The sequence below is a fragment of the Nocardia violaceofusca NBRC 14427 genome (assembly GCF_963869435.1).
Classification (GTDB): domain Bacteria; phylum Actinomycetota; class Actinomycetes; order Mycobacteriales; family Mycobacteriaceae; genus Nocardia; species Nocardia aobensis.
Genome location: NZ_CAWMPM010000004.1, coordinates 160,475 through 179,532 on the forward strand (window position 1 = coordinate 160,475; position 19,058 = coordinate 179,532).

19 protein-coding genes and 1 tRNA gene are annotated in these 19,058 nt (G+C 68.5%); 8 read left to right on the forward strand and 12 right to left on the reverse strand.

The features are described from left to right. Positions 1-61 precede the first annotated feature (61 nt). Positions 62-874, forward strand: a complete 813-nt coding sequence (locus AC5592_RS03250) for an SAM-dependent methyltransferase (protein ID WP_232329169.1) — start codon at positions 62-64, stop codon at positions 872-874. A 125-nt stretch (positions 875-999) separates the two neighbouring features. Continuing rightward, positions 1,000-2,715 (forward strand): SulP family inorganic anion transporter, encoded by a 1,716-nt coding sequence (locus AC5592_RS03255; RefSeq protein WP_232329170.1) that lies wholly within the window; start codon positions 1,000-1,002, stop codon positions 2,713-2,715. Between the two features lie 40 nt (positions 2,716-2,755). Here AC5592_RS03255 and AC5592_RS03260 read toward each other — a convergent pair whose 3' ends face one another. From AC5592_RS03260 to AC5592_RS03280, 5 genes are all read right to left on the reverse strand, one after another. Next, complete coding sequence (locus AC5592_RS03260) at positions 2,756-3,367, reverse strand: Uma2 family endonuclease (RefSeq protein WP_036501382.1); 612 nt, start codon at positions 3,365-3,367, stop codon at positions 2,756-2,758. A gap of 208 nt (positions 3,368-3,575) precedes the next feature. Continuing rightward, positions 3,576-3,661 (reverse strand) — tRNA-Leu (locus AC5592_RS03265). Positions 3,662-3,768: 107 nt separating this feature from the next. Continuing rightward, positions 3,769-4,083 (reverse strand): integration host factor, actinobacterial type, encoded by a 315-nt coding sequence (gene mihF, locus AC5592_RS03270; RefSeq protein ID WP_030516894.1) that lies wholly within the window; start codon positions 4,081-4,083, stop codon positions 3,769-3,771. Positions 4,084-4,269: 186 nt separating this feature from the next. Beyond that, positions 4,270-4,923: a response regulator gene (locus AC5592_RS03275; protein WP_371507092.1), complete on the reverse strand. Its 654-nt coding sequence runs from the start codon at positions 4,921-4,923 to the stop codon at positions 4,270-4,272. After that, positions 4,923-6,392, reverse strand: coding sequence for a sensor histidine kinase (locus AC5592_RS03280; protein ID WP_232329171.1), 1,470 nt, complete (start codon positions 6,390-6,392; stop codon positions 4,923-4,925). Before AC5592_RS03280 ends, AC5592_RS03275 begins: the two co-directional genes overlap by 1 nt. Before the next feature lie 171 nt (positions 6,393-6,563). On the opposite strand from AC5592_RS03280, the gene AC5592_RS03285 reads away from it, so the two are divergent. Continuing rightward, positions 6,564-7,466, forward strand: a complete 903-nt coding sequence (locus AC5592_RS03285; protein ID WP_063063331.1) for a sterol desaturase family protein — start codon at positions 6,564-6,566, stop codon at positions 7,464-7,466. 25 nt (positions 7,467-7,491) lie between these two features. On the opposite strand, the gene AC5592_RS03290 is transcribed toward AC5592_RS03285, so the two are convergent. Together AC5592_RS03290 and AC5592_RS03295 are read right to left on the reverse strand one after the other, a co-directional pair. After that, on the reverse strand, positions 7,492-7,857 hold the full coding sequence (locus AC5592_RS03290) for a hypothetical protein (RefSeq protein ID WP_051024607.1): 366 nt from the start codon (positions 7,855-7,857) through the stop codon (positions 7,492-7,494). Between the two features lie 3 nt (positions 7,858-7,860). Continuing rightward, positions 7,861-8,514, reverse strand: coding sequence for a hypothetical protein (locus AC5592_RS03295; protein ID WP_157121535.1), 654 nt, complete (start codon positions 8,512-8,514; stop codon positions 7,861-7,863). Between the two features lie 257 nt (positions 8,515-8,771). Here AC5592_RS03295 and AC5592_RS03300 point away from each other — a divergent pair, with 257 nt between their 5' ends. Together AC5592_RS03300 and AC5592_RS03305 are read left to right on the forward strand one after the other, a co-directional pair. After that, entirely contained in the window at positions 8,772-10,121 is a 1,350-nt protein-coding gene (locus AC5592_RS03300; protein WP_051024608.1) for a M20/M25/M40 family metallo-hydrolase, read from the forward strand. 33 nt (positions 10,122-10,154) lie between these two features. Beyond that, positions 10,155-10,706 (forward strand): YbhB/YbcL family Raf kinase inhibitor-like protein, encoded by a 552-nt coding sequence (locus AC5592_RS03305; RefSeq protein WP_063063333.1) that lies wholly within the window; start codon positions 10,155-10,157, stop codon positions 10,704-10,706. 79 nt (positions 10,707-10,785) lie between these two features. Here AC5592_RS03305 and AC5592_RS03310 read toward each other — a convergent pair whose 3' ends face one another. The 4 genes from AC5592_RS03310 to AC5592_RS03325 form a co-directional block, all read right to left on the reverse strand. Then, complete coding sequence (locus AC5592_RS03310) at positions 10,786-12,618, reverse strand: AMP-dependent synthetase/ligase (protein WP_063063334.1); 1,833 nt, start codon at positions 12,616-12,618, stop codon at positions 10,786-10,788. Positions 12,619-12,809: 191 nt separating this feature from the next. Beyond that, positions 12,810-13,904, reverse strand: a complete 1,095-nt coding sequence (locus tag AC5592_RS03315) for a quinone-dependent dihydroorotate dehydrogenase (protein ID WP_036501545.1) — start codon at positions 13,902-13,904, stop codon at positions 12,810-12,812. 3 nt (positions 13,905-13,907) lie between these two features. Then, complete coding sequence (locus tag AC5592_RS03320; protein WP_051024622.1) at positions 13,908-14,198, reverse strand: DUF5703 family protein; 291 nt, start codon at positions 14,196-14,198, stop codon at positions 13,908-13,910. Then, a complete protein-coding gene (locus AC5592_RS03325) occupies positions 14,198-15,220 on the reverse strand; it encodes a YncE family protein (RefSeq protein WP_063063335.1) in 1,023 nt (340 codons plus the stop codon). Before AC5592_RS03325 ends, AC5592_RS03320 begins: the two co-directional genes overlap by 1 nt. Before the next feature lie 259 nt (positions 15,221-15,479). Between AC5592_RS03325 and AC5592_RS03330 the strand changes: the two genes are divergently transcribed. The 3 genes from AC5592_RS03330 to AC5592_RS03340 are packed head-to-tail and all read left to right on the forward strand — an operon-like array spanning position 15,480 to position 18,417. After that, the gene (locus tag AC5592_RS03330) at positions 15,480-15,725 is read left to right on the forward strand and encodes a hypothetical protein (protein ID WP_232329172.1); all 246 of its coding nucleotides are present in this window, start codon (positions 15,480-15,482) and stop codon (positions 15,723-15,725) included. Between the two features lie 56 nt (positions 15,726-15,781). Then, positions 15,782-16,315, forward strand: coding sequence for a WKL family lipoprotein (locus AC5592_RS03335; RefSeq protein WP_063063336.1), 534 nt, complete (start codon positions 15,782-15,784; stop codon positions 16,313-16,315). Positions 16,316-16,323: 8 nt separating this feature from the next. Beyond that, a complete protein-coding gene (locus tag AC5592_RS03340; protein ID WP_063063526.1) occupies positions 16,324-18,417 on the forward strand; it encodes an MMPL family transporter in 2,094 nt (697 codons plus the stop codon). Positions 18,418-18,561: 144 nt separating this feature from the next. Here AC5592_RS03340 and AC5592_RS03345 read toward each other — a convergent pair whose 3' ends face one another. Beyond that, entirely contained in the window at positions 18,562-18,999 is a 438-nt protein-coding gene (locus AC5592_RS03345) for a MarR family transcriptional regulator (RefSeq protein ID WP_063063337.1), read from the reverse strand. Positions 19,000-19,058: the final 59 nt, after the last annotated feature.

Consider the following 19,058-nt stretch of genomic DNA (forward strand, 5'->3'; position numbering starts at 1 on the left):
CGAATTGGCCCGTATGCGCTATACATCGGCGATACGTTCCCAACCCGCGAGGAGCCTTCCCGTGTCCGATCATCCGGTCGACCTCCGCACCGATGTGGCACACCCCGCCCGTATGTACGACTACTTTCTCGGCGGCAAGGACCACTACGAGGCCGACCGCCGCGCCGCCGAGACCGCTCTCGCGAACTTCCCGGCGGTCCGCCTGACCGCACGCACCAACCGCGAATTCATGCGCACCGCGACGCGTTATCTCGCCGAGCAGGGCGTGCGCCAGTTCCTCGACATCGGCACCGGCATCCCGACCGAACCCAATCTGCACCAGGTCGCGCAGGAACAGGCGTGTGAATCGCGGGTGGTGTACGTCGACAACGATCCGATCGTGCTCGCGCACGCGCGGGCCCTGCTGGTGAGCGCGCCCGAAGGCCGCACCACCTATGTGCAGGCCGACGCCGCGAATCCCGAGGCGATCCTCGGCTCCCGCGAACTGCGCGACACTCTGGATCTGTCGCAACCGGTGGCGATTTCGCTGATGGCGGTGGTCCATTTCGTCCCCGGCGACGTCTACGCCATGGTGAACACGCTGATGGACGCGCTGGCTCCCGGCTCGTATCTCGCGATGAGCCATGTCACGACGGATTTCGACAGCGGCGCCAACGATCCCGACGGGATGGGCCGGCTGCTGCGGGTGTATTCGGATCAGGGCATTCCGGTGCGCCCGCGCAGCCGCGAGGAGGTCGCCCGCTTCTTCGACGGCCTCGAACTCGTCGAACCGGGTGTCGAGGTGATTCACCGGTGGCGGCAGAAGGGCATCGAACATCCCGCCGACCACGACAAGAAGGTGTCGCTGTACGGCGCGGTCGGCCGGAAGGTGTGAGCACCGACCGCGAATTCACCCGCAACGTGTGACGCGCGCCCGCCGCCACCGTCGTTAGCGTCGCTGCCGAGCGGCAACGACGGTGTGTGATCGGAAGACCGGTCCTGCGGACGGGTGGAGGACAGGTGGCGGCACGCTGGGTGATATTCGAGTCCTTGGCGGGATATCGCCCGCAATGGTTGCGTGCCGACGTCGTCGCCGGCCTCACCGTGTGGGCGGTTCTGGTGCCGGAAGCACTGGCCTACGCATCGATCGCGGGTGTGCCTCCGGTGGTGGGTCTCTACGCCGCCGTGCCGTCGCTCGTGTTGTACGCGCTGGCGGGCAGTTCCCGGCATCTGGTGGTGGGGCCCATGTCGGCGACCGCGGCGTTGTCGGCGGCGATCGTGACGCCGATGGCGGGCGCCGACGGCGGCCGCTACATCGCGTTGTCGGCGGGGCTCGCCATCGCGACCGGAATCGTGGGCCTGATCGCGGGCGCGATCCGGCTCGGCTTCGTCGCGGCGTTCATTTCCGAACCGGTGCTGAAGGGGTTCATCATCGGGCTGGCGTTGACCATCATCATCGGCCAGGTGCCGAAACTGCTCGGCATCCACAAACACGAGGGCAATTTCTTCGAACAAGCCTGGGGTGTGCTGCGCCATCTCGGCGATGCGCAGTGGCGGACCGTGGTGGTCGGTGCCGTGAGCCTGGCGATCGTGCTGGTGGTGAAGCGCTGGCTGCCGCTGGTACCCGGTTCGCTGCTCGCCGTGCTGGTCGGAATCGGCGCGGTGGCCGTGTTCGATCTGGACGAGCGGGGCGTCGCCATCGTCGGTCACATCGATTCGGGCCTGCCGGCGCTGGGGCTTCCGGACGGGCTCGATGTCGGCAACTACATCGATCTGCTGGGCCCCGCGGTCGGGGTGCTGCTGATCGGCTTCGCCGAGGGCCTGGGCGCGGCGAAAACCTATGCGGCCAAAGCGGGTTACCAGATCGACGCCAACCGCGAACTGCTCGGACTGGGTGCGGCGAATCTGGGCGCCGGGCTGTCGTCGGGCATGGTCGTGAACGGCAGCCTGTCCAAGACCGCCGTCAACGGCTCGGCAGGTGCCAGATCACAGGGCAGTGGGCTGGTGGTGGCGGCGCTGACCGTGCTGACCCTGCTGTTCCTCACCGGTCTGTTCGAGAACCTGCCCGAGGCGACGCTGGCGGGTGTGGTGATCGCCGCGGTGATCGAGCTGGTCGACTTCGCGGCGCTGCGGCGGCTGTATCAGGTGTGGACGCAGCGACTCGGCGGAATCTACGGCAAGGCCGCCCGCGCCGACTTCGCCGCCGCCGTCGCGGCGATGGTCGGCGTCCTGCTGTTCGATACGCTGCCCGGCCTGCTGATCGGCATCGGCATCTCCATGCTGCTGCTGGTGTATCGCACGTCCCGCCCGCATGTGGCGCCCGTGGTGCGGTCGGGCACGCTGTGGCTGGACGCGGACCGGCATCCGGAGTTGACCCAGCGGCCCGACCTCGTAGTGGTGCGGGTCGAGTCGGGTCTGTTCTTCGCCAACGCCGACTATGTGCGCGGACGTATCGAGCAGTTGTGCACCGACCGGACCCGGCTGGTCGTGCTCGATGCCGAGACCTCACCGAGCATCGACGTCACGGCCGCGGCGATGCTGGCGGACCTGCGCGACGATCTGGGCCGGCGCCATATCGACTTCCGGATCGCCCGCTCGATCGGCCAGTTCGGTGACGCGCTCGGCACCGCGCAAGCGCAGGCGACACCGGTCGGGCTGTATCCGACCGTGACGGAGGCGGTCGCGGACCTGCCCGATGTGGACGAACACTCCGACGGCGCCGAGCCGATGCGTTAAGAGCACGCGACCCCGACGGCGCCGGGCGAGACCATGGTGGTCAGGGACGGTGGAGTGCGTCGAAGGTGATGGCGAGTGTGACCGGTGAGTCCAGGACCAAGGCGGTGCGGTGGACCTTGTGGGGCATGTATCGCAATCCGGACCAGTCGAGGCGGTACTCCTCGATGCGGTCGATTGTTTCCCAGCTCTTGTCGAAGTGAACGATCAGGTAGGCGGGTATTCCGGTGCGTGCGTAGAGCGTGTGTTTCTCACTGGTGTCTGTGTCTACCGTGCTTTTCGAGACGACTTCGACGATGAGGGCGATGTGGTCGCGGACGGTGTTGATGTCATACGGTTCGCAATCGCGAACGAAGATATCGGGGTAGCGGACGTTGAGCCGGTGGTCGGTTCGGCGATCGTCCGTGTCGGCGAACCGGACAGCGACATCGGACCCGACTCGCAAGCACGGACCCGCGGGATCGCGCGCGTCGTCCAAGGCTGTGGCGAGCCGACGCACGACTCGGCTGTGCGCCTCGCTCTGGGCCATCAGTCGCACCACGGCACCGTCCACGATCTCGACGTCGCCGAATGTGCCGCTGAATGCATCGGGCTCGGTGGCCAGAAACTCTTCGGCGGTGATTCGCGTATGCGCGTCGGGATTGGATACCGTCACAGTCAGCTCCTCATGGTGATCGTCGGCTCGAGCCTACGACACCTCACACCAGGAGCACGGTGTGATCCGGCCAGTTGCGATCCGGAACAACGCCGCGACGAGATGAGCGGATCCTCCCCACGAAGTCGGTCCGACTCGATAGAATCACGGGAAACAGATAACCCCCGGCCGAAGCCGGGGGTTATCTGTAACTCCGAGTTATACACAGTGTCCGGAGGGGGACTTGAACCCCCACGCCCGTTAATAGGGCACTAGCACCTCAAGCTAGCGCGTCTGCCATTCCGCCACCCGGACCGGTGGTGCTCAGCAAGGTTAACGGATCTCTCCGCGAGGTCCAAATCACGGGTGTCCGTGCAGGTCCCGGACTCGCGGGTGACTGCTGAGCGCCGCCTTCGGGAGGGCTAGTTCGTCAACGCCTCGAGCAGTGCGGCACGCTGACGGGACCCCAGGCCGCCGATACGGCGGTCGACCGGAATATCGGCTTCGTCCATCAGCTTTGCCGCCTTGACCGGCCCGATACCGGGCAGAGCCTTGATGACCGCGGCAACCTTCGTCTTCTTGACCAAGTCCTCCTTGTCGGCACGCTCGAGCACCTGGGCCAACGAGACCGAGCCCTTGCGAATCTGCTCGATCAGTTCCGACCGCGCCTTACGGACCGCGGCCGCCTTGGCCAGCGCTTCGGAGCGTTGCTCGGCGGTCATGGTGGGAAGTGCCATGTCTCTAACCTTTCACTCGTTCGCTGGAACCTCAACGGCACCGATTGAACATCACCGGCAGCCCGGTGATGGGTCGACACACCGCGAGGATAATCCCGGTTCGGCGGTGGTGGCGGGGGTTCGGATACCCGAGATGCGGGAAATTTGCCACGATTCGCCCACGTCGCCGAGGTGCTCGGCGGACGGCTAGCGGCCCGGCGATCGCACCAGGCCGTGCCGGTACGCGTACACGACAGCCTGAATGCGGTCGCGCACTTGCAGTTTCGACAGAATCCGGGATACGTGGGTTTTCACGGTCTCCTCGCCGACACCCAGAGCGGCGGCGATTTCGCTGTTGCTGCGGGCATCGGCGAGCAGGAGGAGAACCTGCTGTTCCCGGGCGGTCAGGGCATGATCGGGCGGCGGCGCCGGGGCCAAGGTGTCGGCGAGCCGGGCGGCCAGGCGGCGCGTCATCGATGGGTCGATGATCGCGTCACCGCGCACCGCCACCCGGATCGCCGCGATCAACTCCTCCGGCGGCAGCGTCTTGAGCAGGAATCCGCTGGCACCGGCCTGCAGGGCGCGCGCCAGGCTCGCCTCGCTGTCGTAGGTGGTCAGCACCAGCACGCGGGTGCCGCCGGCGGCCACGATGGCCTCGGTGGCCGCCAGACCGTCGAGTTTCGGCATCCGGATGTCGAGGATCGCCACGTCGGGCCGTAGCCGCGCGGTCTCGGCGACGGCGGTGCGGCCGTCGCCCGCCTCGCCGACGCATTCGAGGTCCGGTACCGCATCGAGGACGGCTCGCAGTCCGGATCGGAACATCGCGTGGTCGTCGGCGATCAGGACCCGGACCGGGCCGATCACGACCGCCCACCCGGGAGCCGGACGAGGACGCGCCAGCGGCCGTCGGCGACGCCGTGGTCCACGCTGCCGTCGAAGAGTTCCGCGCGCCGGCGGATGCCATCGAGTCCCCGATGCACGCCCGTGGCCGCCTCCGGCGCGGCACCGCCCGGGCGGGCGGCGGGGCCGCGTTCTCGCAACGGAGCTCGCCGGCCGGACCGGAACCTGACCGTGGCCGGCGTGGTGGCGCGGACGGACACGCGCTCGCCGGCGGGGACCGCATCGGGTCCGTGCGGAGTCGCTGCCGAATCGAGCGGACCCGTGGCCCGGATCGGCGGTACGCAAGGTGCGGGGACGTTCGAATCCTCTTCGTCGGCAAGTGGATTGGACTGTTCGATCTCGACCCCGGTGCCGTCGTTGCGGACCGTCAGCCGCGCACTGCCGGCGCCGTGGCGCAGGGCGTTGGTGAGCAGTTCCTGCACGATCCGGTAGACGGTGATGTCGAGCGAGCGGGGTAGTTCGGCGCCGCTGGTGGTGACGGTCAGATCGAGGCCGGCGACGCGCACGCGGTCGACCAGATCGTCGATATCGGCCATACCGGGCTGGCGAGCGGCGTCCTCGCGGCCGTGCAGCAGATCGAGCTGACGGCGCAGATCCACCATCGCCGCGCGGCTCTCCGATTCCACGGCCGACAGGGAGCGTGTCGCCGCGACGGTGGCGGCGCCACTTCCGTGCAGGGCCAAACGCGCGGCGCCCGCATGGATACCGATCGCGCTGACGTGATGGGAGATGACGTCGTGGAGGTCGCGGGCGATCGCCTCACGTTCGTCGGTCAGTGCTCGTTCCAGCGCGGTCCGTTGCTGCTGGCGGGCGAGCCGTTCGCGCTGCTCCAGTTCTGCGATGTAGGCGCCGCGACCCGCGGTGTAACGGCCGACCAGCCATGGCACCACGCCGCCGGAGATCGCCGAGGTGAGCAGCAGGCGCCAGTCCGCCGCCGGCGCGCCGCCCGCGATCAGCGGCGCACCGCACGCACCCAGCACCAGCACGGGCACCGTGACCAGCGACGCCCGGCCCGACAACCAAGCACCCGCCCGATAGCCGGCGACGAGGAAACCGACGTCTGCCACCCGGACGGGCAGCCCGTGCCGATGCAGCAGCACCGTGACCGCCAGCCTGATCGCGACCTGGACCACGGCGACGACCGCGGCCGTTGCCGGTGGCGCGGCGAAAGCCAGATCGGCCGCCACGATCGCCACCAGGACCGCGCTCGCCGGCCCGGGCGCCACCGAGAAGATGCCGGAGAGCGCGAACACGACCGCGTCCACCAGCGCCGCGACCACCGCGACCGCCACCGATTGCCTGGTCAGCGACCGGCGAACCGCCCGCAGTTCACCGCCCGGCGGCCCCGCCGCGCTCTTGCCCCCCGGCTGCCGTGGAGTACGCCGCAGCAGCGCCCACGGGCTCGGCGACACCGCTCGCTCCCACAACACACCGCGACGATACCGGCGCGGACGGTGACGGCGAGTCCCTCGGGCGGGGGATCGGAGGTCCCTCTCGGGCCCGATGTTCGGGCTGGTCGGCGGCATTACCGTCGCTGTGGCACGCCGCTCGCGAGGACGCCTCGGTGCCCGCGGGCGGATCGGATCGGGACAGGAGTTCGGATGAACAATGCGGACCTGGCGCTGTACGCGGTGCCGGCCTTCATCGCGATGATGGGCGTGGAGTGGTGGGACGCGCGCCGCGATCCCGACCGCGCACCCAGCGGCCGGTACGGGCGCGAGGCGGCCACCAACTGGGCCACCTATGCGATCGGGCAGCTCACCAAGCCCCTGCTCCAGTACGTGCTGCCGTTCTCCACCATCGTGCTGGCCGCCTCGTGGACACCGCTGCACCTGTCGCCGCGCGACTGGTGGGTCTGGCTGCTGGGACTGGTGGTCACCGATTTCTGCTATTACTGGGCCCACCGGGCCGACCACCGCATCCGGTTGCTGTGGACGGCGCATTCGGTGCACCACTCGAGCACTCACTTCAATCTGACGACCGCGATCCGGTTGCCGTGGCTCAACCCGATCGCGTCGATGGCGCGGAGCCTGGCGTGGGTGCCGGCCGCGCTGCTGGGCTTCCCCGCGTGGATGATCTTCCTGCTGAACACCCTCGGCCTGCTGTATCAGTTCCCGATTCACACCCAGCGCGTCCGAACCCTGTGGCGCCCGGTCGAATTCGTGTTCAACACCCCTGCCCATCACCGCGTGCACCACGGCTCCAACCAGCCCTACCTCGACACCAACTACGGCGGCGTGTTCATCGTCTGGGATCGCGTGTTCGGCAGTTTCGCCGCCGAATCCGAACCCATCCGCTACGGGCTCACCCACGACATCGGCACCGGAAATCCGTTGAAGGTCAACTATCACGAATTCGCGGCTCTGCTGCGCGACGTGCGCGCCGCCCACACCTGGCGCGGGCGACTGGGTTACGTCTTCGGCCCGCCCGGCTGGCAGGAGAACGCGACGGTGACGCCGGCCGCACAGCCGCCCGAACTGAACGCCGTCGCCACGAGCGGCTAGCGCTCCCGCGTGCGCTACTCGGACGTCACAGTTCCACGGCGCCGGTCTCCGCCGCGGCGACCGACGGCTTGCGCGCCCACAGCGTCGCCACGAGGACCACGGCGGTGACCAGGACGATATGCGCCGCGAACAGCGTCAGGAACGGCAACACGAACCCTTCGTCGGTCAGGGCGCCGCGCTCGCTCACGCAGTAGAGGGTGTAGTTCACCGACGTGCCCTCCGAATCGTGGAAGGTGTCCGACACCACGATCGGATCCAGGTAGGGGGCCCGGCAGAACAGCGGCGCGGTGAGCCGGGCTTCCCCGGGCCAGATCGCCAGCGGCAGGACGAAGCTGACGATACTTCCGGCGGCGACGCCGGTGCCGAGTGCGGAAATGAGCGGTCTGGGCACTGTTCACACCTGCCGGATGCGGAGAAACGTACCGGCGGAATCGAATTCGGCGATCATGTCCGTCCGCGCGGACGTCACGTCGGCGACGATGCGGATGTCGCGTCCGAATCGGCTCACGACGATCACCGGAACGACACCGTCGGCGAGGGCGCTGCGGGCGAGGGCGGTATCGACGATCGACTCGAGCCGGGTGAGGCCGGGTACTTCGCCGAGGGTGAAGCATTCGCCGTCCAGGTCGTCGAAGGCCGAGACGCGCACCGGCCGCGGTGCGCTCACGGCGCCGAGGCGATAGGAGTAGTCGTCGAGTTCACGTGGGCGCCGCGCGGTTCGGACGCGCAGGTGGACGGCCGGTTCGCGGGTGCTCAGATCGTCGTGGTCGGCCAGGAATCGGGTCACCTGTTCGGGCTGATCGGCCAGGACGAGCCGGAACTGCGTCGACTCGGGAGCGACGAACATCACCACACCGGCCTGAATGTCGCCGGTGCCCAGCCGGTTTCGCAACGCCTCGAACGCCGCGGCGGGCAGCCCGTCCACGAAGCCGCCGCCGCGAGCCCGGATCTGCTGCTCGAAGGCGTCGCGTTCCACCGCGCCGACGCAGCCACAGGCGATCAACACGATCGAGCACACCGCGGCCCGAAGCCACCTACGACGGCGCATGCCGGAATGGTAAGCGTCGCTGCCGGAATCCGCGCGCCCGATTCGCGCAGGCGCCGCACGGTCACCGCCGCGATTCCGGCGACGCCCACCCGGATAATTCGATCAGCGAGATCGCAAGGCGATCGGTGTCCGCGGAGCGGGCATCGCGAGCGCCGCTGCGACGTGAGCGTGCCCCGGCCCAGGTCGGTGCGCCGATTCGCGGGCACGGCCGGGTCGGGCGGCATTCGCCCCTGCGTGGCGCGTGGTAGGAAAGGGGCGTGACAGGTGTACAGCGCGAGTCCCGCTCCCGGGCGGAAGCCGAAGTGGTCGAGTTGGTCAGCACGCTGATCCGTTTCGACACCTCCAACACCGGGGTGCTCGAAACCACCAAGGGCGAGCGCGAGTGTGCGCAATGGGTGGCCGATCAGTTGCAGCAGGCCGGGTACACCACCGAGTACGTGGAGTCGGGTGCGCCGGGGCGCGGAAATGTCTTCGCGCGCTTGCCCGGAGCCGACCCCAGCCGCGGTGCGCTGATGATCCACGGGCATCTGGACGTGGTGCCGGCCGAAGCCGCGGACTGGAGTGTGCATCCGTTCTCGGGTGCGATCCGCGACGGCTATGTGTGGGGCCGCGGCGCGATCGACATGAAGGATATGGTCGGCATGATGCTGGCGGTCGCCCGCCAGTTCAAGATCGAGGGCACGGTGCCGCCGCGCGATCTGGTGTTCGCCTTCCTCGCCGACGAGGAGAACGGCGGCAAGTGGGGCTCGCAGTGGCTGGCCGACAACCGGCCGGATCTGTTCGAGGGTGTCACCGAGGCGGTCGGTGAGGTCGGCGGCTTCTCGCTGACCGTGCCGCGCCGCGACGGCACCGAGCGGCGGCTGTATCTGGTGGAGACCGCGGAGAAGGGCCTGGGCTGGATGCGGTTGCGCGCCAAGGCCCGCGCGGGCCACGGTTCGTTCCTGCACGACGACAACGCGGTGACGATTCTGGCCGAGGCGGTGGCGCGGCTGGGTAAGCACACCTTCCCGCTGGTGCTGTCGGATTCGGTGGCCGAGTTTTTGGCCGCGGTCAGCGAGGAGACCGGCATCGAGTTCGATCCGGACAGTCCGGATATCGAGGGGCAGCTCGCGAAACTGGGCACCATCTCGCGCATCATCGGCGCGACCCTGCGTGATACCGCCAATCCGACCATGCTGCGCGCCGGTTACAAGGCGAACGTGATTCCGCAGACCGCGGAGGCCACCGTGGACTGCCGGGTGGTGCCGGGCCGGCAGGCGGCCTTCGAACGCGAGGTCGACGAGCTGATCGGCCCGGACGTGGAGCGGGAGTGGATCACCAAACTCGACTCCTACGAGACCACCTTCGACGGGCATCTGGTCGACGCGATGAACGAGGCGATCCTGGCCCACGACCCCGACGGCCGCACCGTGCCCTACATGCTGTCCGGAGGCACGGACGCGAAAGCGTTCGCGCGCTTGGGAATTCGGTGTTTCGGCTTCGCACCGCTGCAGTTGCCGCCGGACCTGGATTTCTCCGCGCTGTTCCACGGCGTGGACGAACGGGTTCCGGTGTCGGCGCTGGAATTCGGCGCCCGCGTCATGGAGCATTTCCTGTTGCACAGCTGACGATCCGCTCGACTAGCAGAAAGGACGGTCCTCGTGCCCGACTATTCCTACAATCCCTATGCGGCATTGCCGCAGCTGCCCGAGTTCACCCTCACCTCCACCGATGTCACCGACGGACAGCCGCTGGGTAACGAGCAGGTCAGCGGGGTGTTCGGGGCGGGCGGCCGAGATATCTCCCCGCAGTTGTCGTGGAGCGGATTCCCGGCGGAGACCAGGAGTTTCGCGGTCACCGTCTACGACCCCGACGCACCGACCGTCTCCGGCTTCTGGCACTGGGCCGTCGCCGACATCCCGGCGTCGGTGACCTCGCTGGAATCCGGTGCGGGCAGCGCCGGTGAGGGCAGCGAAGGCGGCGCACTGCCGAGCGGTGCGGTGCAGCTGCGCAACGACGGCGGCTTCGCCGGATTCGTCGGTGCCGGCCCGCCGCCCGGGCACGGCTACCACCGCTACTTCATCGTGGTGCACGCCGTGGACGTCGAATCGCTGGGCATCGGCGCGGACGCGACCCCGGCCTATCTGGGTTTCAACCTGTTCTCGCACGCCATCGCGCGCGCGACCCTCGTGGGTACCTACGAACAGAAGTAACCGGTCGAGCGGCGGTGGGGTCTTCGGTGATTCCGAAGACCCCACCGCCGTGAAACAGCTTGTGCCCGAAACGTTTCGACTAGAGGTTGTGGATGCCCTCGGGGACCGGATCGGTGTAGAGCTCGGCGATGTCGGCGGCGTATTCGGCGGCGATCGGCGAACGCTTCAGCTTCAGCGTGGGGGTGAGTTCGACGCCACCGGGTTCCCAGGCCCGCGCGAGGATGCGGAAGCGCTTGATCTGCTCCACCCGGGACAGTTTCGCGTTGCCGGCGACGATGGCGGCGCGCACTTCCTCCAGAATCTGCGGATGGGTGGCGAGGGTGTCGAGATCGGCGTCGGGGATGCCCAGTGCCTTCGCGCGCACGGCGGCGGTGTCGGGATCGAGCACGACCAGCGCGGCGATGTAGGGGCGGGAGTCGCCGATGGCGACGATCTGGCCGATCAGCGACGACGCGGCCTTCACCGAATTCTCGATATTGGTGGGGGAGATGTTCTTCCCGGCCTCGGTGATGATCAATTCCTTCTTGCGGTCCACGATGGTGACGTAGCCGTCGCCGTCGATGGTCGCGATATCGCCGGTGTGCAGCCAGCCGTCGGAATCGATGGCCTCACTGGTCTTCTCGGGCATCTTGCGGTAACCGTGGGTGACGATACCGCCGCGGATGAGCAGTTCGCCGTCGCTGTCGAGGCGGATCTCCACCCCGTCGACGGCCCGACCTACCGATCCCGGGCGTGGCTTGTCGAGTTCGGTGAAGGTGCCGACGCCGGTGGTCTCCGACATACCCCACACCTCGCTGACCGTGAAACCCAGTCCCAGCAGGAATTCCAGCGTTTCGGGCGGAATCGCGGCCGCGCCGGAGGAGGCGACCTTCAGCTCGTCCAGGCCGAGGGTGGCGCGCAACTTCGACAGCACCAGCGCATCGGCGAGTTTGTGCTGTACGGCCAGCAGCGGACCGCCGTTGCCGCCGGCCAGCCGCGCCCGGGCGGTGGCGACGCCGACCCCGATCGCCCACTGCGCCAGCGCCTTCTTGACCGGGCTGGATTCGGTGGCGATCGCCGCGTCGACACCGGCCTTGATCTTCTGCCACACCCGCGGCACGCCGAAGAAGAAGGTGGGCCGGGCATCGGGCAGGGCGGCGGCGATCTCGCGCGGGTCCGGCACACAGGTGATGGTGACACCGGTGAACAGGGTGAGACAGTGCCCGGAGATGCGGTCGGCGACATGGGCGGCCGGCAGGTAGGACACCGCCCGGGCATCGATATCGGCGACGAGGGCGCCGTTGGTGAGCGCGACGATCTGGGCGACGACATTGGCGTGGGTGATCTCCACGCCCTTCGACGGCCCGGTGGTGCCCGAGGTGTAGATCAGGGTGGCCAGATCGTCGGGCCGCACCGCCTGCCAGGCGGCGTCGAAATCGAAATCCTCGGCCGGATCGTTTTCGACCTGCTCCAGGGTCAGCCCGCCCTCCGGGGCGGCGCCGTCGACGACGATCACGTGCTCGAGTTTCGCCCCGGAGGCGGTGATCGGCGCGAGGAATGCCTGCTCGGTGACGACCACGCCGTTCTCGGCGTTGCCGAACACGTGCGCGATCTGTTCGGGGGAGCTGGTGTTGTACACCGAGAACGGGGTGGCGCCCAGATGCAGGATCGCGGTGTCGACCAGGTTGAACTCGGGCCGGTTGGTGAGCATGATCCCGACCGTGTCCCCATGCGCGACACCGAGTTTCGCCAGCCCGGCCGCGATCGCGCGCACGCGGCGCGCGTAGTCGGCCCAGGTGATCTGCTGGGTGCCGCCGACGGTCCGCAACGCGACCTGGTTCGGGCGTAGTGTCGCCGTCTGCTGGAAGGCCTCGGGCACGGTGCGGACCGTGGCGCCGGTGTGGTGGGTGTAGCCGATCTCTGCTGTGGTCATATCCCTTGTTCCCGGTCAGTGCACGAACATCACGTCTGGGACGTGATGCGGATCACCCATCCTAAACGTGAAATCGGACATTCGGGGGGCGCTTCCGGCCGGTAGCAACCGTCTCCGCGCACCGGACACGGGCCACGGCAGCGGGAATCGGCGAGCGGTGGGATCGGACGAGCGGGCGGGATCGGCTCCGCTCAGGTGCGGGCGGTGTGCGCCGCGCCGACGGCCTCGGCGAGGCTGCGGTATCCGTCCGCGCGCAGGCGGGCGGCGATGCCACGGTGCACGGCCCGCGTCCAGAACGGCCCGCCGTAGATGAACCCGGTGTAGCCCTGCAACAGCGAGGCCCCCGCGAGGATGCGTTCGTAGGCCTGGTCGGCGTTCTCGATCCCGCCGACCGAGATCAGCACCAGCCGGTCCCCGACGCGGGCGTAGAGGCGGCGCAGCACCTCGAGCGAGCGGTCGGCGACCGGCGGTCCGGACAGTCCGCCCGCGCCCATCGCGGTGACCTTCGCGGCCGGGGTGGCCAGTCCGTCCCGGCGAATGGTGGTGTTGGTGGCCACGATTCCGGCGAGCCCGAGTTCGACGGCCAGGTCGGCGACCGCGTCGATGTCCTCGTCGGACAGGTCGGGGGCGATCTTGACCAGCACCGGTTTGGGTTCGGCGCCGGCCGCGACACTGTCGAGCACCGCGCGCAGCAGCGGGCGCAGCGATTCCACTGCCTGCAGATCGCGCAGGCCGGGGGTGTTGGGGGAGCTGACGTTGACCACGACGAAGTCCGCGAGCGGGCCCAGCAGCCGGGCGCTGAGGGCATAGTCCTCGGCGGCGTGTTCGGGCTCCACGACCTTGGTCTTGCCGATGTTGGCGCCGATCGGCACGCCACCGCCGCGGCGTGCGGCCAGCCGCCCCGCGGCCGCGGCCGCTCCGTGGTTGTTGAAGCCCATCCGGTTGATCAGCGCGTGGTCGGCCGGCAGCCGGAACAGTCGCGGCGCCGGATTACCCGGCTGCGCCTGCGCGGTGACGGTGCCGATCTCGGCGAAACCGAAACCCAGTGCGCCCCAAGCGTTCACACCGGCGGCGTCCTTGTCGAACCCGGCGGCCAGGCCCAGCGGCGCCGGGAAGTCGACGCCGAAGACGGTGGTGGAGAGGATCGGATCAGCGGCCGCGGTGAGTCGGCGGGCCAGCCATCGTGTCGGCGGGAAGGCGGTCGTGAGCCGGATGACGGTGAACACGAGGTGGTGGATACGCTCGGGCGGCACCAGGAACAGCAACCGCAGGAATAAGGAATACATCCCTCACATCCCCGTTTCGGTCACGGGGAAGCTGGTTTTGCGCCGCCGCAACAACACTCGCCGGCTGCCATCGGTGTAGGCCCGCACTCGCGAGAGCTCCCAGCCACCGAATTCGGCCTGGATGGCCAGGCGCATGGACGCGGTGACCCGATTCACGTCCGGGGGTAGTCGTAGCGGCACGTACTCGTATTCTCCTTCTTCGCTGGTCTCCTCCCATCCCGCGGGAATCGACCGTCTGCGCCGGTCATGGTGTGCGGCGCCGGACGCCGACTCGTATCGAGGCGCTCGAGCCATCACTGACCTCTCTTCCTCTGGTCCGCACCGATGCGTTGCAGACCGTCTCCGGTTGCCGACCCGACGAACATGTCGCCGGTGCGGCTGTCGATCGTCAGCGAATTGGGCTGGCGCACCGTCGCGAAGCGACCCACTTCTTCCGGTATACCGGTCGACAGATCGAAACCGACCACCTGGTTGCTTCCGCTCAGAGTGAGCCATACGGTGTCGGACCGTTCATCGTAGGCCAGCGCGTAGGGGGAGGGCCCGACCGGGAAGCGCTGGCGCAGCAGCAGCGGATCGGTGGTGTAGACCAGCAGCGCTCCGCCGGAGGTGTCGGTCGCGAGCAGGCGGCCGTAGTGATCGCTGATGAGGTGGGTGGCGCCGAGGCCGGCGCGCAGAGCCAGACCCGGGCGGTCGCGATCGAGGTCCAGTTCGGTGAGGGTGGTCTGGTCCAGATCCAGCGTGGCCACCGCTTCGGCCGTGGTGGCCACGGCATCGACGGTGCCCAGGCCGCTGACGGTGCGCTTCGGGTGCCCGTCGGCGTCGAGGATCTGCACGCGGCCGCCGTTCAGCCCGGCGACCAGGCTGCCGTCGTCGCGGCGGGCGACGGCGCGCACGTCGCCGTCGACGGGCACCGGACGGACCGCGGCGGTGGCGATATCGACGCGCAACACCTCGCGCCCGGCCGCTACCAGCACCTCACCGGGGGCGCCGAGCGCGAGATCGGTGGCGTGCGCGGGCAGGGTGACCGACCGCGCGGCAGCGGGATTCGCCGGGTCGACCAGGCGCAATCCGAGTCCGTTGGGATCGAGCGCCACGACCCGGCCGGTAGCGGGTTCGGCGAGCAGCGAACCCACGGGCCCGAAGGAGGTGACGGCTCCGGCGGGCGCGGCCGTCGTCGCCGGCGCGGCGGCGGCGATGCCGGGAGCACCGGCCGCGGGAGATGTCGCGTCGTCGCTGTGGGAGGAACAGCCCGCGACGAGCATGACGGCACCGGCGGCCGCGAGGACGGCACTCAGTGCCGACCGGTTACCCCGCATGCTCCGAACTCCTTCGTGTGACTCATGCGTACTGCTTCATCTGACCATGATCGGACACGCGGGCCGGTCACCGGGGTGGTTCCGGCGTGGCACGCGCCTCACCCGTTACCGTGGATACCTCGCATCCGGCGTCGAACCAGGGGAGTCTCGGTTGGAAACAGACCGCACGTCTGAATTCACACTTGAAGATTTAACCGTTGGTCCGTTCGCGCACGGGTTCGGCCGAACGGCCGAGGGGCAGCCGTTCGCTTTCCGCACGGTGCGCTCCACCCTCACCCTCGAGATCTACCGCGCCGACGCCACCACCGACGTGCCCGGCCCCGAGGATGTGGTGGCCGTGGTGGAGGCCGCCGTCACCGATATCGACCTCGACGACGCCCGCAGCGTGCGCGCCCTGGTGCGTGATCTGGTGCCGACCGCCGTGCCGGTATCCGAACAGCGCGGCGCGACGACGACGGTGCGCGCCTTGCTGAACCGGTTGAGCGCGGTCATCGAGGGCCGCTGATCCCACGTGCCAGACTGTAGGAACCACCGGTTACTTTCGACACATTCGAGGACGTAATGGCATTGCGACGCACGGTCCACGGCGCCTGGGGAATCACGATGCTCGCGCTGGTGATCGCCGCCTGCGACAGCGGTCCCGACGAGGCTTCGGTGGCGGCGGCGCGCTCGTCGGCCTATGCCGCGCTCACCTCCTCCTCGGAGGCGGCTGCCGTCAGCAGCGCCAACCGGCCGCCGCTGCCGTCCGCCGCGCAGCTGGACTCGCAGATCAAGCGCGCCCTGGATCCGTCGCTGCCCGACAGTGAGCGCACCGACCTGATCGAGGACGGCGCCGCGTTCAAGGACGCCATTCCCGATATGTACAAGGCGTTGCACGACAATCCGCGCGCCGTATACGGCGTGGTCGATCCCGTCTTCGACAATCACGACGGCACGCTGACCGCCACGATGCGGCTGGACAAGGACGGCAGCGGCGAGAACGTGCGCACCACCATCGTGCATTTCGTCGATATCGACGGGAAGTGGAAGATTTCGCGCACCGACCTGTGCGGAATCCTGCGTTCGGCGGACTATCGCACCGCGGCCTGCGGCTGACCCCGGGCATGCTCGAGGGGTTTCTCCTGCGGTGGGGCCGATTCGTCCACCGCCATCGGTATCTCGTGTTCGCGGTCTTCGTCCTGATCGTGGCCGTCTCGGGGTTCTACGGCCGTGATCTGGGCTCGCGGCTGACCCAGGGCGGATGGTTCGACGAACACAGCGAATCGGTGGTCGCCTCCAAACTCGCCGACCAGACCTTCGGGCGCGACACCGACGCCGACGTGATCGTGCTCTACACCGCACCACCCGGCCACACCGTCGACGATCCGCCGATCCGCGCGGCGATCGGCTCGGCGCTGAAGGATCTGCACGACCGGTATCCGGACCGGATCAAGAAGATCGACAGCTATTTCGACGGTTCCATGATGGGGCAGTTCGCCGACGCCTCCCGCACCCACGCGTTCGCCAGCATTGGCCTGCACGGCTCCGACACCGCCACGGTCGACAACTACCTCGCCATCCAGAAGGATTTGGGCGCAGGTGGTTCCGGGCGCGGGCCGGGCGGCACGACGGTGCAACTGGCGGGCCTGCAGCCGGTGGTCGAGGGCATCAACATCGGGATGCAGGACGATATCCACCGGGCCGAGCTGATCGCGCTGCCGGTGGTGGCGGTGCTGCTGTATTTCGTGTTCGGCGGCGTGGTGGGCGCGCTGCTGCCGGTGCTGATCGGCGGGATGACGATTCTGGGCAGTCAGGGCATGATGCGCCTGCTCACCGACCGCATCGACGTCAACGTCTTCGCCAGTGCCGTGGTCACCCTCGTCAGCCTGGGGCTGGCGATCGACTACGGCCTGTTCGCGGTGACCCGTTTCCGGGAGGAATTGGCGGCGGGGCGCAGTGTGGAGGACGCGACCGCGCGTACCGTCGCCACGGCCGGGCGCACGGTGCTGTTCTCCGCGGCGATCATCGCGGTGAGCCTGGCGGCGCTGTTCATCTACCCCAACGGGGTGTTGCGTTCGGTGCCCTACGGCGGGATAAGTTCGGTGCTGCTGGCGGCGCTGCTGTCGGTGACGGCGCTGCCCGCGGCGCTGAGCATCGTCGGGCGGCGCATCGATCTGTGGGGCTGGCACCGGTTCGCCGGGATCCGCAGCGCCCAGGAGATCGATAACGGATTCTTCTCCAAGCTGGCCCTTTTCGCGATGCGCCACCCCGCGCGGGTGATCGTGCCGGTGGTGGCCGGGCTGCTGTTCCTGCTGATCCCGTTCCGCAATATCGAATTCGGCGGCCTGTCGGAGCGGTATCTGGCGGCCGACAACCCGGCCCGCGTGGCGCAGGAGAAGTTCGACACGCTGTTTCCCGAATTCCGCACCGAGCCGGTGAAATTGGTGGTGGTCGGGGCCGATCCGCAGCAGCTGTCCGATATCCGGTTCCAGGCCAATTTCGCGCCCGGTCTGACGGGTCCGTTCGAGGCGGCGGCGCCGACGACCAACGGCATCAACGTGCTGTCCACCGGTCTGGTGCACAAATCCGATGCCGACGCCGCCATCGCCGCGCTGCGTGCGATTCCGCATCCGCCCGGTGTGCAGGTGATGGTGGCCGGGGTGCCGGCCCTGGAACGCGACGCCATCCACGGCCTGATCGACGGATTACCGTTGCTGGCTACAATTCTGGCGACCGCAGCGCTGGTTCTGATGTACATCGCCTTCCGCTCGATCGTGTTGGCGTTGAAGGCCGTGATCATGAGCGCGCTGAGTCTCGGTGCGGCACTGGGCATTCTGACGTGGATTTTCGTCGAGGGCCACGGCGCGGGCCTGCTCGGCTTCACGCCCGGGCCGCTGATGTTCGCGGTGCTGGTGCTGATCGTGACGGTGCTGTTCGGATTGTCCACCGATTACGAGGTGTTCTTGCAGTCGCGCATGGCCGAGGCCCGCGCGGACGGGGCGCCGCCGGCGGAGGCGATCCGCTACGGCATCGCTCATACCGGCGGGGTGATCACCTCGGCGGCGGCGATTCTCATCGTGGTCACCGGCGCGTTCGGATTCTCGGATCTGGTGCTGATGAAGTACATCGCCTACGGCATGATCGCGGCGCTGATCCTCGATGCCACGGTGATCCGCATGCTGCTGACCCCCGCGGTACTGAAACTGGTGTGGCGGTGAGCGTCCGAGGAGGCGTTCATCGCGGTGAGCATGCTCGCCGCCCTCCTGCACAAAACTCCTGCCGCGCAGCGTCGTGAGATCCCGCGAAGCGTTGGGCACTGTTGCTGCGAGCCCTGCGCAACCCGGGGTGAGGGATGCGATGTGTCAGCGCTCCCGCTGCAGCCGCGCCAGCCGGGTGAGGGCGGGCAGCGCGGCCGCCAGCGCCCGGCGCTGGGCCGGGCTCAGGTCGCCGATCAGTGGTGCCAGGTAGCGGACTCGGTCGTCGTGGCGGCTCTGCCGGATCTGCCGGCCCGCCTCGGTGAGGTGGACGAGTACGGCTCGCCCGTCGCCGGGGTCGCGGCGGCGCAGCACCAGCCCGTCACGTTCCAGGCGCGCGACGAGTTGCGTGATGCCCGGCTGGGTCATCTGCTCGGTCTCGGTCAGTTCCGTCAGCCGCATCGGGCCGCGCTGGGCCAGGGTGTCGAGCACCGACAGCGTGGTGAACGACAGTTTCTCCCGGACCGGGATGCGGATGTAGACGCGGTTGAAGTCCTCGATCACCGCGGCGAATCCGTCCACGTCGAAATCGTCGATGTCGTCCACACGGTCAACTATATCCGGAACTTATACAAGTTGCTTAAATAAGCTGCTTATGCAATTGT

Coding starts and splice junctions, on each gene's coding strand:
- AC5592_RS03325 (WP_063063335.1), bottom strand. CDS start 15,220: ATGCGGGGTAACCGGTCGGCACTGAGTGCCGTCCTCGCGGCCGCCGGT.
- AC5592_RS03320 (WP_051024622.1), bottom strand. CDS start 14,198: ATGGCTCGAGCGCCTCGATACGAGTCGGCGTCCGGCGCCGCACACCAT.
- AC5592_RS03315 (WP_036501545.1), bottom strand. CDS start 13,904: ATGTATTCCTTATTCCTGCGGTTGCTGTTCCTGGTGCCGCCCGAGCGT.
- AC5592_RS03295 (WP_157121535.1), bottom strand. CDS start 8,514: ATGCGCCGTCGTAGGTGGCTTCGGGCCGCGGTGTGCTCGATCGTGTTG.
- mihF (WP_030516894.1), bottom strand. CDS start 4,083: ATGGCACTTCCCACCATGACCGCCGAGCAACGCTCCGAAGCGCTGGCC.
- AC5592_RS03310 (WP_063063334.1), bottom strand. CDS start 12,618: ATGACCACAGCAGAGATCGGCTACACCCACCACACCGGCGCCACGGTC.
- AC5592_RS03340 (WP_063063526.1), top strand. CDS start 16,324: ATGCTCGAGGGGTTTCTCCTGCGGTGGGGCCGATTCGTCCACCGCCAT.
- AC5592_RS03335 (WP_063063336.1), top strand. CDS start 15,782: ATGGCATTGCGACGCACGGTCCACGGCGCCTGGGGAATCACGATGCTC.
- AC5592_RS03285 (WP_063063331.1), top strand. CDS start 6,564: ATGAACAATGCGGACCTGGCGCTGTACGCGGTGCCGGCCTTCATCGCG.